The sequence below is a fragment of the Sphingomonadaceae bacterium OTU29LAMAA1 genome, assembly GCA_024072375.1.
Classification (GTDB): domain Bacteria; phylum Pseudomonadota; class Alphaproteobacteria; order Sphingomonadales; family Sphingomonadaceae; genus Sphingomonas.
Genome location: CP099617.1, coordinates 3,143,794 through 3,157,921 on the forward strand (window position 1 = coordinate 3,143,794; position 14,128 = coordinate 3,157,921).

Annotated in this window: 10 protein-coding genes; 7 read left to right on the forward strand and 3 right to left on the reverse strand. The window is 64.7% G+C overall.

Annotated elements, in window-relative coordinates; genetic code table 11:
• Positions 1-14: 14 nt before the first annotated feature.
• A complete protein-coding gene (locus tag NF699_15170) occupies positions 15-2,792 on the reverse strand; it encodes a DUF4982 domain-containing protein (protein ID USU04369.1) in 2,778 nt (925 codons plus the stop codon).
• 202 nt (positions 2,793-2,994) lie between these two features.
• Between NF699_15170 and NF699_15175 the strand changes: the two genes are divergently transcribed.
• The 7 genes from NF699_15175 to NF699_15205 all read left to right on the forward strand — a co-directional run bounded on the left by NF699_15175 (position 2,995) and on the right by NF699_15205 (position 11,872).
• The gene (locus NF699_15175; GenBank protein USU04370.1) at positions 2,995-3,780 is read left to right on the forward strand and encodes a FadR family transcriptional regulator; all 786 of its coding nucleotides are present in this window, start codon (positions 2,995-2,997) and stop codon (positions 3,778-3,780) included.
• A gap of 264 nt (positions 3,781-4,044) precedes the next feature.
• Positions 4,045-7,743 carry a TonB-dependent receptor gene (locus NF699_15180; GenBank protein ID USU04371.1) on the forward strand — a complete coding sequence of 1,233 codons (3,699 nt, stop codon included), beginning with the start codon at positions 4,045-4,047 and terminating at the stop codon, positions 7,741-7,743.
• A gap of 139 nt (positions 7,744-7,882) precedes the next feature.
• A complete protein-coding gene (locus NF699_15185) occupies positions 7,883-8,455 on the forward strand; it encodes a UxaA family hydrolase (GenBank protein USU04372.1) in 573 nt (190 codons plus the stop codon).
• A 19-nt stretch (positions 8,456-8,474) separates the two neighbouring features.
• A complete protein-coding gene (locus NF699_15190; protein ID USU04373.1) occupies positions 8,475-9,167 on the forward strand; it encodes an aldo/keto reductase in 693 nt (230 codons plus the stop codon).
• Between the two features lie 328 nt (positions 9,168-9,495).
• A complete protein-coding gene (locus NF699_15195) occupies positions 9,496-9,948 on the forward strand; it encodes a fucose isomerase (protein ID USU04374.1) in 453 nt (150 codons plus the stop codon).
• Complete coding sequence (locus NF699_15200; protein USU04375.1) at positions 9,945-11,036, forward strand: exo-alpha-sialidase; 1,092 nt, start codon at positions 9,945-9,947, stop codon at positions 11,034-11,036. The genes NF699_15195 and NF699_15200 overlap by 4 nt, the downstream gene beginning before the upstream one ends.
• Positions 11,033-11,872 (forward strand): amidohydrolase family protein, encoded by an 840-nt coding sequence (locus NF699_15205; GenBank protein USU04376.1) that lies wholly within the window; start codon positions 11,033-11,035, stop codon positions 11,870-11,872. The genes NF699_15200 and NF699_15205 overlap by 4 nt, the downstream gene beginning before the upstream one ends.
• Before the next feature lie 116 nt (positions 11,873-11,988).
• On the opposite strand, the gene NF699_15210 is transcribed toward NF699_15205, so the two are convergent.
• Both NF699_15210 and NF699_15215 read right to left on the reverse strand, forming a co-directional pair.
• On the reverse strand, positions 11,989-13,071 hold the full coding sequence (locus NF699_15210) for a methionine synthase (GenBank protein ID USU04377.1): 1,083 nt from the start codon (positions 13,069-13,071) through the stop codon (positions 11,989-11,991).
• On the reverse strand, positions 13,047-14,033 hold the full coding sequence (locus tag NF699_15215) for a DUF1852 domain-containing protein (protein ID USU04378.1): 987 nt from the start codon (positions 14,031-14,033) through the stop codon (positions 13,047-13,049). Before NF699_15215 ends, NF699_15210 begins: the two co-directional genes overlap by 25 nt.
• Positions 14,034-14,128 lie beyond the last annotated feature (95 nt).

Sequence of the window (14,128 nt, forward strand, 5' to 3'; positions counted from 1 at the left end):
GTGTATCGGGCAGGTCATCGGGCGGTCAGGCGCACGGTCGTGTCGGGTACGCCCGCGGCATGGACGGTCAGCGTAATCGGGCCGCGCTGTCCGGGTTTCGCCCGCACGATGGCGAGCGCCTTGCCATTGAACAGGCGGCGCCGGATCGACGGGAAAGCGGTGAAGTCGGTCGGGTCGCCGTTGTCGGTCGCGACGACCTCTCCCGGACCATCGATGGCGAACTGCAGCTCGCGTTTGTCGGCGGGTACCGGATTGCCGGCGGCATCGTGCAGGGCCACACTGACGAACGACAGGTCCCGACCATCGGCGGCGATAGTCCCGCGATCGGCGAGCGCAGCGATCGTCGCGGCGGTGCCGGCAGTCCGGACGACCTGCTCGGCCCACGTCTTGCCGGCCTTGTACGTCACCACCCGGATGGTGCCGGGCGCATAGCGGACGTAATCCCAGCGAAAGCGATATTGATAGGGCAGCTTCTTTTGCCGGCCCTGCGACACCCCGTTGACGAACAGCTCCGCCTCATCCGCCGAACTGAACGCATGGACCGGTGTCACCTGTCCTTCGCGTCCCGGAAACGTCCAGTGCGGCAGGACGTGGACGAAGCGCTCGTCCGGCCGCCACCGTGCCTTGTAGAGCCAGTAGCGATCCTTCGGAAAACCGGCGAGGTCGACGATGCCGAAATAGGAGCTGCGCGATTCGTAGAACGGCGCCGGTTCGCCTAGATAGTCGAACCCCGTCCAGACGAACTCGCCGGCGACGAAGGGGTTCTGGTCCTGCGCCGACCATGTGCGGTCGGCCGACCCGCCGAAGTCGCTGGCGAAGATCTCATAGGCGCTGATCTGGCGCGTGTCCCAGTCGGCACCGACCCCAGGGCGCACCGGATTGCTGTTCGCGCCGGGGACCGGAAACTGATATTCGCCGCGGCTGCTATAGGCGGCGGCGCTCTCCGAACTGAAGATGACCTTGTCGGGATGCCGCGCGCGGAAGATCGGAAAGGTCGGCGCGCGGGTCCGGACCCCGGCACCCTGGTAATTCAGCGCGACCACATCGAAGGCGGAGGCATAGGCCGAGCCTGCTGCTCCGGTGTTCATCGCGGCGAAGACCGGGCGGGTGGCGTCCTCGTCATGGGCGATGCCGACCAGCCGGCGTGCGATCGCTGCGCCCTTGCCGTCGTCATTCTGTTCGGGAACCTCGTTGCCCACGCCCCACAGGATCACCGACGGGTGATTGGCGTCGCGCCGGATCATCGCACGCAGATCCTGCTCCGACCAGTCGTCGAAGATCAAATGGCTGTCGAGCGGGGTCTTGCGGCGTTGCCAGGCGTCGAAAATCTCGCTGGCGACCAGCATGCCCATCCGGTCGGTCATGTCGAGCAGTTCGGGCGCGACGGGATTGTGGCTGGTGCGGATCGCGTTGACGCCCATCGCCGCGAGGATATCCAGCTGTCGCTGCGCCGCGCGCGCGTTGAACGCGGCACCCAGCGCGCCGAGATCGTGATGCTGGTTGACCCCGTTCAGCATGACGTGTTCGCCGTTGACGATGACGCCGCGATTCGGATCGAAGGTGATCGACCGGACGCCGAAGCGCGTCTCGCAGGTGTCGATCACCCGGCCGTTCCGCTCAAGACTGGTCACCGCGACGTAGCGGTGGGGCCGCTGCATCGGCGGCGGCCCCCACAAGCGCGGGTTCGGCAGTGTCGCGCTGCGTGAGATCGTCTCACGCCCTGCGGGCGCGATCGTCACATCGGCGGCGGGAATCCGTGCGACCGCAGCGCCGATGCGACGATCGTTGCCGTCGATTGCGAAGATGGCGGTGCGTGCGGTGACCTGCGCGGGCGTCGTACCATTGTTCTCGACCGCCACGGCCAGTTCGATGCGGGCGGCCGCGGCGGACACCTGCGGCGTCTTTACCCGGCTGCCCCATTGTGCCACCCTCACGGGGTCGGCGGTGGTCAGCCACACGTTGCGGTAGATCCCGCCGCCCGGATACCAGCGCGAGGATTCCATCGGGTTGTCGAGCCGGATCGCCAGCTGGTTGACCCCGCCGGGTACCACATACGGCGTCAGGTCGACCTGCCAGCTGTTGTACCCATAGGGCCAGCCGCCGGCGAGCTTGCCGTTGATCCAGACCGCCGCGTGCGACATCGCGCCGTCGACCTCCAATATGATGGCCTTGCCGCGCGAGGCGGCGGGGATCGCGAGCGACCGGCGATACCAGCCGACGCCCCAGCTGGTCAGTCGCCCCATGCCGCCGAACGGCCCTTTGCGCAGGAACGGTCCGCCGATCGCCCAGTCGTGTGGCAGGGTGACACGCTGCCACACGCTGTCGTCGAAGCGCGCCGCGACATAGGGGTGGTCGCTGCCCGGATGGCCCGCGGGGCGGACGTGGCGTCGCGCCGGATCGCTCAGGAAGGCGTTGCCGCTGGGCAGGATATAAGGACGCAGGATGCCGGCGCCGCGCGCCTGCTCGCCACCCATGCCACCGGCATCGAAATCCGCGCCATCGGGACGCAACCGAAGCTCCGGCCGCACCTCGTAGCGCAGGTCGACCTTGCTGCCGGCCGGGTCGCCCATGTGGAAATGCCAGCCGTCGTTGATCGACACGCGGCTGCGCTGCGCATGCGCCGGTTGCTGGACGACGATCGCGATCAGCATCGCCAGCGCTGCCCGCGACCACGCATATCCATGACCCGGCCGCGATGCGCGCTCCCGGAGAACGGTGAAAAGCGCATTGGAGATCGTGAGCGTACCGGCGATACCCGGCATCGCTGCGGACGCGTTCCGCAGGATGTTCATTCGCTACACTCCCCCTAGACGGATCATTGGTAGGTTCAATAACGCCGCGATGTTGGACCAATATGCTTGAGGACCCCCCCCCAAGTCAACAGAGCTTGCCTGCAAAGGCAAGCTAATGGCATCAATCGTCGCGAGGCCAGACGATCGCAATTGATCTTTGGCGAATTGGACCTACCAATCTCCGCATAACCGATGCTCACGAATGGGCGTCGTGTCCGGGACGGCGGTGATCATGGCGAGCGGCAACAAACTGTATAAGACGATAGCCCAGCAACTCCTCGCGCAGTTGCAATCGGGGCGTTACGCGGTCGGGCAACGACTGCCGACGGAGCGCGATCTCGCCACCGAATATCAGGTCAGTCGCAACACGGTGCGTGAGGCCCTGATCGTGCTGGAGGCGCGGGGCTGGATCGATATCGCGCATGGCCGGGGCGTAGAAGTGCTGCGAATCACCAGCGAAAATCCGATCGGCTTCCAGGATTCGGAGATCGGATCGTTCAAGCTGATCGAGGCGCGGCGCGTGATCGAGGGCGAGGTCTGTGCGCTGGCCGCGTCGGGAACCACCCCGGGCGATCTCGAACGGCTCGAGGACCTGCTGCAATCGATGACGGATGCCAATCGCGAAACCGCCGAGCGGGCGGATCGCGAGTTCCATCTGACGATCGCCAGGGCGACCGACAACGAGGCCATCGTCGCCATCGTTCAGAGCCTGTGGGACTGGCGTTACTGGTCCGCTTCGGCGAAGCAGCTGCTCGTCGATGTGGCGGACAACGGGATGCAGGACCGCATCGTCGAACATCGTGCCATCGTCGATGCCCTGAAGTCCGCATCTGCCGGGGCGGCGCGAACGGCGATGCGCAACCATCTCGATCGTGTTCGCGACCATCTGCTCGCCTCCATCGAAATGGCCGAGATCAGGAAAATCCAGAGCGCCAGTTCGCAGCGCGGGCTCAGCCTGAAGGAGCGGGCACGCAATATCGACGGCTGACGATTTGCGTCGATATCGAACCGATAGTTCTTGACTGGACGAACTGCATCCTCTTAGTTTGGTCGGACCACGATGATAATGTGGACCAACCAATAAATGTTCAGAAGACAGGGGCGATCGTCAGGTTCGGTTGATGTACCGGAGCAAAGGACCCGACGCGCCATCGTCCCCGTCACCGGCAACGCACACCTGCGGCCGGCCACACCCTGAACGATCAGAACGGGAGAGGGGCGGATGGCGAAGGATAACAGGGGTCGGTGCCGGATGGCGGCGACATCGTCATGGGCGGTGCTGGGTCTGATGCTGGCAAGCAGTGCCGGCGAGGCGGCAGCGGCGCCGCTGCAACAATCGGGCACGATCGACGCGCGAACGTCACCGGGCGTCTCCCGATCCACGCCGAAACCCACGACCGGTTCGGCCGAGCAGGGTGTCGAGATCGACGACATCGTGGTCGTCGGCGCCCGCGCCAGCCAGCAGTCGGCGATCGCACGCAAGCGCAACGCCCGCACCGCGACGGATTCCATCGTCGCCGACGACATCGGCTCCTTCCCGGATCGCAACGTCAACGAAGCGATCTCGCGCATTCCCGGCGTCGCGCTCAGCCGCAACGGGTTCGGTGAGGGTACCGAAGTCGCCGTCCGCGGCAACGGACCTGACCTGACCCGCGTCGAACTGGACGGTCTGGGCGTGCTGGGCACCAATATCCCCGGCGGCAACGGCGGCGCGCGCAGTGCCGATCTTCGCGAACTGCCCGCCGAACTCATCAAGAGCGTGGACGTCGTCAAGGGATCCACCGCCGACATGACCGAAGGATCGCTCGGCGGCACGATCCAGATCAAGACGCGCTCGGGCCTCGACTTCAAGAAGCCGTATTTTTCGGTTCGGGCGGGTGGGCAACGGACCACGCTGGGGGACCGCTGGTCCCCCGACGTCAACGTCGTGGCCACGCGCAAGTTCTTCAACGATCGGCTGGGCGTCATCGGCAGCGTCAACCGCACCGATATCCAGCTTCAACAGCATTTTCAGGAAAACGTCAGCTCGGGTGCCCGTGGCTATCTGCGCCGGTTCGATTTCGACAATTCGCCCGCCAAGACGTTCGCGTTCAACCTCGATACGCTTTCGGCTGACCGGGAGTCGGACACCGTGTTCGGCAACAGCCTCGAAACGCCGCGCACCCTGCTCACCAAATCCGCCGGTGCCACTTCCAAGGCGCAGTGCCTGCAATTGTTTCCGGATCTCGCGCAGGTCGGCAGCAACAACAACCAGCGGATCCAGCGCATCTTGGAGCAGAGAACGTGCCTCAACCAGTGGAACGACTATCTCCCTGAGAATTTTCGTCAGCTGGTGACGAGCAACGACGAGATCCGCACGTCGGTCGATCTGCGTGCCGATTATCAGGTGACGGACGATTTCGTCGTCTACGGCAAGGTGAACCAGAGCAGCCGATCGGGTAACGACCGGCAGCGCGCCTTTTCGTCGGGCGGCATACCCGCCGCACAGGCTGCCGGCACCTTCTCTCCGACCGGCACCTATCCGCAGCTGAATGCGATCAACCCCACCGCACCGGGCGGGCCGGGCGCCTATCTGCTGGTCGATCCGGTGTTCGGCACCACGCAATACAATATCAGCACCACGTCGGTCGCCAATATCGTGCCGCTTCGTGGCGATGTCCTCAACGTCCTGCCCGGCAGCGTCGCGGTCGATTCGATGCACAATGTGACGCGGTTCACGACGACCAACAACAGGGCGGGCGTCGACCAGATCGACAACAATACCGAAATCAGGACCCGCTACGCGCAGCTCGGCGGCGACTATGTCGGCGAGCGGCTTGAGATCAACGCGATGGCCGGCATCTCGCTGGCCGATTCGACGCGGGAGGATTTTCGCACCAGCCGTTCGACGTTCGTGGGCGACGTGACCGCATCGATCACGCCGAGCGGCCTGTGGTCGTTGACACTGCCGGAGGGGGTGGATCTCAACGATCCGCAGCGATACGTGCAAATATCCCCGGCCACCTGTCTGGCGACGCAGCCTGCCGGGTTCCCGCGCACGGCACCGGGCTGCGCCGCGGTGAACCCGGTCGATCCGGCATTCGGGGTCAATGCCAACCCCAATCGCTACACGGTCGGGCAATTGCCGCTGACGTCGGCCAACACCCAGCTCACCTACACGCCGCAGATCCTGGAAACGTCGGAAAGGAACGGCAGGTTCGACGCCGCCTACCGCACTGACGACATCCTGCCGTTCATCAAGCGGGTGAAGGCCGGCTTGCAATATCGCGATCGCCGGATCGAACGGTGGGGCGGCGGTGGATATGAGGCGACGGGACCGCGTGGAACCTTCGGCACCGCCGGCTATGTCGCGCCGGTGCGGGTGCCGACCGCCAACGTCCGTGGCCAGCTGTTCGCCTGCGAAGATACCGCGGGATCGCGTGCTCCGGGCGGGCGGCCCTGCGTGTTCGGCTTCACGCCCTCCGCCGATCCGACAGCCTCCCGTTCGGGTAACGAGGTGGTGACGCCGCAACAGCTGCGCGATCTGTTCGCAGGCTCGGTTGAACCCGCGACCGTCGGCTTCTTCAACGGCTATCCGGGCGCGTCGGTCGGCAGCACCCGCGACGGCGTCCTGCCGCAGAAGATCTTTCAGCAACTCGATGCCTACAAGTTCATGAATCTCGACTGCGTCAAAGTGTGCGCGGGCAGCGACGGCCAGCAGTACGACCAGCCGAAGACCGAGACGATGGAGGTTACCAGGAACGTCTATGTCATGGCGGACGCGGAACAGGACCTGCCGATCGGGCTGCGCTTCACCGGCAACGCCGGCGTGCGCGGCGTTTTCACCGACGTTCGCGGCACCGGCTTTCTCACCTTGCGGGTCCGGACGTATGCGGATCCTGCCACCAATGCGTTTCAGGACGCCGTTTTCCGACAGAACGTGACGTTCAGGAACAGGACGACCGACTGGCTGCCGACGTACAACGCCAATCTGTGGGCGTTCGACGACAAGCTGGTGGTCCGCACCTATGGCGGCAAGACCGTGGCGCGCCCGAACGTCGGCACACTGCTGCCGGCGGGCGAATGCATCCTCGACGAACGCATCCTTCAGGACGATTCGCTCCCGAGCGGATGCACCGGCCGGATCGGCAATCCGGGGCTCAGCCCGTTCACGTCGTGGAACTACAATTACAGCCTAGAATATTATCCCAACCGCGACACGTCGATTTCCTTCGCCTATTTCGTTCAGGACGTGAAGATCGGCAACCCGGTCGCCTCGACGGCGGACCGGGCGGTGTTCGCCGAAAGCGACCAGATCAACCCGATCACCGGTCAGCCGGTCGCCGCCACGGTCTTCAGCATCCCGACCTTCGAGAATGGCCCCGGCTACAAGCGCAAGGGCTGGGAAGTGGCGATTCGCACCGCCTTCACCTTCCTGCCGTGGATCTTGCGCCATACCGGCGCCGACTTCAACATCTCGTCCGCCAAGTCCGATACCGAGATCGGTGGTATCCGCGCACCGCTGACCGGCGCCGTACAATTGCCGACCAACGAATCGAAATACTTCATCAATGCGTCGATCTGGTATGACGACAGCAAGTTCAACGCGCGCCTCGCCTACCAGCGGCGGACGAGCCAGTTCACCTGCATCACACCGTGTGGCGGCAACACGGTCGACTTCAACTATCCCGGCGACGGCTATACCAACGTCCGCAATCCGCTTGCCGGCGACGGCTATAATCCGGGGTCGCCATCCTACACCGACGCCACGACCTATATCGACGCCAAGGTCGCCTATAACTTCACCCGTAATTTCCAGATCTATGCTGAAGGCCGCAACCTGAAGAGGCAGGGGGTGATCAAGGTTCTCGACGCCAGTCAGAACTTTGCGGACGGAACGCCCAAGGTCCAGCGCCTGTCCTATGGCGGTGTCCGCGTGCTGGTCGGCGGCCGGATGCAGTTCGGAAACTAGTGGCCGGCACCGGACGGGCCGCCTGTCATGACAGGCGGCCCGTTGTCGGCCTCTTCCGGCGAAGGCCGACGGCGGAGATGCAGACGAGCGCCACCGCGTTGCTCGCGACGAGACGCCGGAAATCCATGGCGCGGAGCATTTGCTGTACGCGCGGTCCGATGCGACGACCGCCGCCAGGTTGCGGGCCAGACTGGAATGGTGGGAGGACTACACCCGCCGCCACGATGCGGAGATGGACAACAACCCCTCACCGGGCAACAAGGCGGGCGGGCTGACCACCATTCTGGAGAAATCGCTTGGTGCCGTGTCGAAGGGCGGCAGCGCACCGTTGGCCGACGTGATCGGCTATGCGGAGCCGGTGGTGACGCCGGGGCTGGCGTTTATGGACAGTCCGGGGTTCGACCCGTGTTCCGCCACCGGGCAGGTGGCGTCCGGCGCGACGCTGATCGTCTTCACCACGGGGCGCGGATCGGCGTTGGGCTACAAACCCTCGCCGTCGATCAAGCTGGGGTCGAACACCGCATTGTTCGAGCGGACGGCGGAGGACATCGACCTCGATCGCGGCACGATCGTATCCGGCGGTGCGAGTGTCGAGGATATGGGAACGGAGATACTGGACCTGATGCTGCCGTCGCATCCGGGCAACAGACGTGCAGCGAGGCGCTGGGATATGGCGGCGCCGAATTCGTGCCGTGGCAGATCGGAGCGGTGATGTGACGGCGGGCCTGGCCATGACCCGGCCGAGCGGGGCGGCGACGTCCATGCCGTTCGTCACCCGCCATGCCGCGCGCATCGACCTGACCCGGATCGGCTTCGGCGCGGCGCCGATCGGCAACATGGGCCGGCCGATGGCGTATGCGGATGCGATCGCGACCGTTACCACGGCGCTCGACCTCGGGTTACGGCATGTCGACGTCGCGCCGCTCTATGGCCATGGGCTGGCGGAATGCCGGGTCGGCGAGGCGTTGAGCGGGCGGACCGACGTGATGCTGTCGACCAAGGTCGGCGGGCTGCTGATATCGTGCGCATCCGGCGCACAGGACAGCGGCATCTACGTCGACGTGCCGGATGTAAGGGTTGCGTTCGACTATAGCTACGATGGCGTGATGCGGTCGTACGAGGCGAGCCTGAAGCGGCTGGGCCGGGCTGTCGACATCCTTTACGTCCATGACATCGACGCATCCGCGCACGGTGATAGCACGGGCGCGGATGCCCGCATCGCCGAACTGGTCGATGGCGGCGGCTGGCGGGCGCTGACCGAATTGCGCGCCGCCGGCGATGTGCGGGCGATCGGTGCGGGCGTCACGAGGTGCGGGCCTGCCGGCGCCTGCTCGAGGTTGCGGACCCGGATCTGTTCCTGCTCGCCGGGCGCTATACGTTGCTCGACCAGCAGGCGCAGGACGACCTGTTGCCGCGCTGTCTGACGGACGGGGTGGGGATCGTGATCGGCGGACCATTCAACAGCGGTATTCTGGCGACCGGTACGGTTGCCGGCGCATGGTACGATTGCGTCGGCAGGCGAGGCGGTGATGGAGCGCACGCGAAGGCTCGACGCGGTACGCGTCGCCTGTGGCGTGCCGCTCGCCGCGGCGGGGCTCGCCTTTCCGTTGCGGCATCCCGCTGTCGTGTCCGTCATCCCGGCGGATGGACTCCGGATGAGGTCCGCCGCAACGTCGCACTGCTCGATCATCCGATCCCGCCCGCCCTGTGGCGCGATCTGGCCGGAGAAAGACTGATGCACCCGGACGTAACATGCTGATCGGTCTCGATCCCCTGCTGGGTCCCGATCTGCTCGCTGCGCTGCGGGCGATGGGCCATGGCGATGAGATCGCACTGGTCGATGCGAACTTTCCTGCCGCGGCGCGGGCACGGCGGCTGGTGCGCTGCGACGGGCATACGCTGATCCGCATGCTGTCCGCGATCGTCGGCGTGTTGCCGCTGGACGACTTCGACGATGCCGTCTTTTCGATGGCGGTGGTGGGCGATTCCGATCGCATGCCCGAAACGGTGGCCGACATGGCGGATGTGCTGCACGGGTCCGGTTACGACCGGCCGATCGTTCCGCTCGAACGCCATGCCTTTTACGATCGTGCGGCGGAATGCTTCGCGATCGTCGCGACGGGCGAAACGCGGCTGTATGGCAATGTTATCCTGCGCAAGGGCGTCATCCGCACGCCAGGCGCTGCGAAGGGAGTCGATGCATGACCTGTCGATGGCTGGTGATCGCGCTGTTGGCGTTCGCGCCCTCCACGGTTCCGACGGGGGTGGCGGCGATGCAGGCCGGTCCGGTGGCCGACCCCGCCCGGTTCGCGATCCGGACGATGGAGTTCGTCTACGACACCGCACCCTATCCGCAGAGCCATGCATCGACGATCGTGCAGACGCGCGGCGGGACGATCGCCGCGGCGTGGTTCGGCGGCACGTACGAACGTCATCCGGACGTCGAAATCTGGTTCGCGAGGCGTGGCCCGGCCAAATGGGATACGCCCAGGTCCGTCGCAACCGGCATCCAGCCGGACGGTACGCGACTGCCGACGTGGAATCCCGTGCTGTTCCAGGATCCGAAGGGGCCGCTCCACCTGTTCTACAAGGTCGGGCCCAGCCCCCAGCAATGGTGGGGCATGGTCATCAGCTCGATCGACGAGGGTCGCAGCTGGAGCCGCCCGCGCCGCTTGCCCGACGGAGTGTTGGGTCCGATCAAGAACAAGCCGGTGGTTCTCGCCGACGGCGACTGGCTGTCCCCGTCCAGTACGGAGCAGGCGGACGGCGGCGGCTGGTCGCTGCATTTCGAGCGTAGCCGCGATGCCGGCAAGACGTGGACTGCCACGCCGCCGGTCGATCCGGGGTCCAGATTCGACGCGATCCAGCCGAGCGTGCTGATGTTGCGCGATGGCCAGCTTGAGGCGGTTGCGCGTACGCGGCAGGGCGTCGTCGCCGCGACCTTCTCCCGCGACGGCGGGCGGAGCTGGGGGCCGCTGATGCCGGTCGATCTGCCCAACCCCAATTCCGGCACCGATGCGATCACGTTGCGCGATGGACGGCAGCTGATCGTCTACAATCATGCCGCGCATTCGCCCGCGATGCCGGGCAAGGGGGTGCGCTATCCGATCAACATCGGCCTGTCCGATGACGGCGTGCGCTGGCGCAACGTCCTGACGCTGGAGGACAAACCGCTGAAGGACGGCTACGCCTATCCTGCGGTGATCCAGTCGGCGGACAATCTGGTCCACATCACCTACACCTACGATCGGCGACGCATCCGCCATATCGTGATCGACCCCGCCCGGCTGTGACCGTGGTGGCAAACGACCGGCCGGTCATATGCGACAGCCATGTGCATCTATGGTCGCTGGCGTCGCGGTTTCATCAGTGGCCAGGCGCCGATCTGGCGGATATCCATCGTGACTTCGGCCTCGCCGATCTCGCCGCCCTGCCGCTGGACCGCGCCGTGTTGGTGCAGGCACAGCCCGATCCGCGCGAGACGGACTGGCTGCTCGACATCGGCGCGCGGGCGCCGAACGTCGCCGGCATGGTCGGCTGGACCGCACTGGATGCGGCGGACGCTCCCGATGCCATCGCACGCCTTGCCGCACGACCGGGATTACTGGGCTTGCGTCCGATGCTGCAGGACATGCCCGACGCGCGCTGGATCCTGCGCCGCGAACAGGATGCCGCAATCGAGGCCATGGTGACGCACGACCTGTGTTTCGATGCGCTGGTCCGGCCCCGGCATCTGCCCGCGATCCACCTGTTGGCCCGGCGCTGGCCGGACTTGCGTATCGTGATCGATCATGCCGCCAAACCCGATCCGGTGAACGGAGACCTCGATCGATGGCGGCTCGACATGGCGGAACTCGCGGCACTGCCCAACGTGTGGTGCAAGCTGTCCGGGCTGCTGACGGAACTGCCGGCGCCAGCATCGGAAGTCCTGCTATCCGGCTGCATGGACCACGTCATCGGGGTGTTCCCGGACCGGCTGATGTGGGGCAGCGACTGGCCGGTGCTGCTGCTAAGCGGATGGAATTACAGCGACTGGCTGGATCATTCCCTGCGTTTCATACAGGACCGTGTGCCAGAGCGGGTGCAGGGCATATTCCGCTCGTCTGCGGAATCCTTCTACGGATTATGATGATGTCCGGAGTCGGCTTATCCGATTCCGGTGCGGCGCTGGCCGATGGGGCGGATGAAGGTCGCGGCGGCGTCATGCCGCCGCTCGCGACTATTCTCCGTTTGCCGGGATCGCGGTCAGGCCGAAAGCTCTCGCCGCACGATCGCCGCAGCCGCACCCAATGCCCTCAGTTTTCCTCTCGCGACATCGCGAGACAAGGGCGCCATGCCGCAGTTCGTGGCGGGATAGAGCTTGTCCGCATCGACGAAACTGAGTGCTGCGCGCAGGGTATCCGCCACCTGTTCCGGCGTTTCGATCGTATCCGTCGCCACGTCGATGGCACCGACCATCACCTTCTTGCCCCGGACCAGCTCGATCAGGTCCATCGGCACCCGTGAATTCTGACATTCCAGCGAGATGATGTCGATTCGGGACTTTTGCAGGTTGGGAAAGGTTTGCTCATACTGGCGCCACTCCGATCCCAGGGTTTTCTTCCAGTCGGTGTTGGCCTTGATGCCGTAGCCATAGCAGATATGCACGGCGGTCTCGGCCTTGAGTCCCTCGGCCGCCTTTTCCAGCGTAGCGATCCCCCAGTCGTTCGCTTCGTCGAAGAAGACGTTGAACGCGGGCTCGTCGAACTGGATGATGTCGACGCCGGCCGCTTCCAGTTCCCTGGCTTCCGCGTTCAAAATCCTGGCGAACTCCCAGGCCAGCTTCTCGCGGCTCCTGTAATGGCCATCGAAAAGAGTATCGATCATCGTCATCGGACCCGGCAGCGTCCATTTGATCGGCCGGTCGGTCTGCGCGCGCAGGAACTTCGCATCGTCGACGAAGACCGGCTTCGGCCGCGATACGGCACCGACTACCGTCGGCACGCTCGCATCGTAGCGATTGCGAATCCTGACGACCTCGCGCTTGTTGAAATCGACTCCGCTGAGATGTTCGACGAAGGTCGTGACGAAATGCTGGCGCGTCTGTTCGCCGTCTCCGACGATATCGATCCCGGCCTGCCGTTGATCATCGACGGCCAGTCGCAAGGCATCCTGCTTGCCGGCCGCCAGCTCATCACCCTCCAGCTTCCACGGCGACCAGAGCGTCCCGGGCTCCGCAAGCCAGGAAGGTTTGGGCAGACTGCCCGCGGTGGTGGTCGGTAACAACGTCGTCATAATGATTTCGCCTGTATTGTTCGTGGTGTTCAAAGACCGCAGGTCGCCGCCCATCGCGTCAGCATCGCGCCATGCGGCTTGATGAAATGGTCTTCGGCGAACTTGCCCTGCTCGACGGCCAGCCTGCTGCGCTCGTCGCGATCGTAGACGATCCGGGTCAGGGAATAATCCTGGGACCCGAGGCTCGGCTGATAAAGCTCGGCCGCAACCGAATTTGCGTTGTAGATTTCGGGACGATAGATCTTCTGGAACGTTTCCATCGTGGCAATTGTACTGGCGAGCTCGATATCGCCATAGTCACCGGCCAGATCGCCGATGTGGTAGAACGCCAACGGTGCAACGCCATGACGTGGCATGAAATAGCGCACCTTCATCCCCATTTTCGCGAAATACTCGTCGGTCGGGGAAAACTTGCCGTTCGTATATTCGAACCCGAGAACGGAATGTTCGCCGGCGACCCGGCAGTAGGATTCCTTGCTCGAAACGCTCAGACAGATGACCGGCGCTTTGCTGAAGGTGTTTCGATAGGCGCTGGAATGCAGAAAGTGCCTGAACAGGCTGCCGTGCAGATCGCCGAAGTCCTTCGGTGCACCACCGTCAGGATTCCGCCCGAGATGCTCCGGCAGGCGGACGCTGAAGTCGTAATCTCGAATGTAGGATGAAAAGTTGTTGCCGACCATGCCGTCGATGCGTTCGCCGGTGGCTGTGTCGATAACGGTCGTCTGCAGGATTTCGATCAGCGGGAACGTGTCGACGCTGCCCTGCGCACGCATCTGCAAGGCGGCGGAAATGATCGTGAGCGCGACCGAATAACGATCGCCTGCGGGGTTATCCCGATGCATCAAGGAGTTGAAGCGATTGTCGATCATCCTCAACGTGTTGCGTAAATTCGCCCGACGGCTTTCGCCGCGGGCCAGATTCGCGAAGTTGGTGGTGATGCGGGTATTGTCGGCCGGACGATAATCCTCATCGAACGGGATGCTGCTGATCGTGAACGTGAACTCGCTATCCGTCATGCTTCACCTGCATTTGCCGGGCAGGGTCTGAGGAAGAGCGCGCAGGGCCGCACAGGCCCGAATGGCGGAAGCCACGGAACGTGCATCGAGCGCGA

What these genes read in the sequence shown, in the direction of transcription:
- NF699_15210 (USU04377.1), bottom strand. Translation starts at nt 13,071, where the DNA reads ATGGGCGGCGACCTGCGGTCTTTGAACACCACGAACAATACAGGCGAA.
- NF699_15175 (USU04370.1), top strand. Translation starts at nt 2,995, where the DNA reads ATGGGCGTCGTGTCCGGGACGGCGGTGATCATGGCGAGCGGCAACAAA.
- NF699_15215 (USU04378.1), bottom strand. Translation starts at nt 14,033, where the DNA reads ATGACGGATAGCGAGTTCACGTTCACGATCAGCAGCATCCCGTTCGAT.
- NF699_15180 (USU04371.1), top strand. Translation starts at nt 4,045, where the DNA reads ATGGCGGCGACATCGTCATGGGCGGTGCTGGGTCTGATGCTGGCAAGC.
- NF699_15195 (USU04374.1), top strand. Translation starts at nt 9,496, where the DNA reads ATGCTGATCGGTCTCGATCCCCTGCTGGGTCCCGATCTGCTCGCTGCG.
- NF699_15170 (USU04369.1), bottom strand. Translation starts at nt 2,792, where the DNA reads ATGAACATCCTGCGGAACGCGTCCGCAGCGATGCCGGGTATCGCCGGT.
- NF699_15200 (USU04375.1), top strand. Translation starts at nt 9,945, where the DNA reads ATGACCTGTCGATGGCTGGTGATCGCGCTGTTGGCGTTCGCGCCCTCC.
- NF699_15190 (USU04373.1), top strand. Translation starts at nt 8,475, where the DNA reads ATGACCCGGCCGAGCGGGGCGGCGACGTCCATGCCGTTCGTCACCCGC.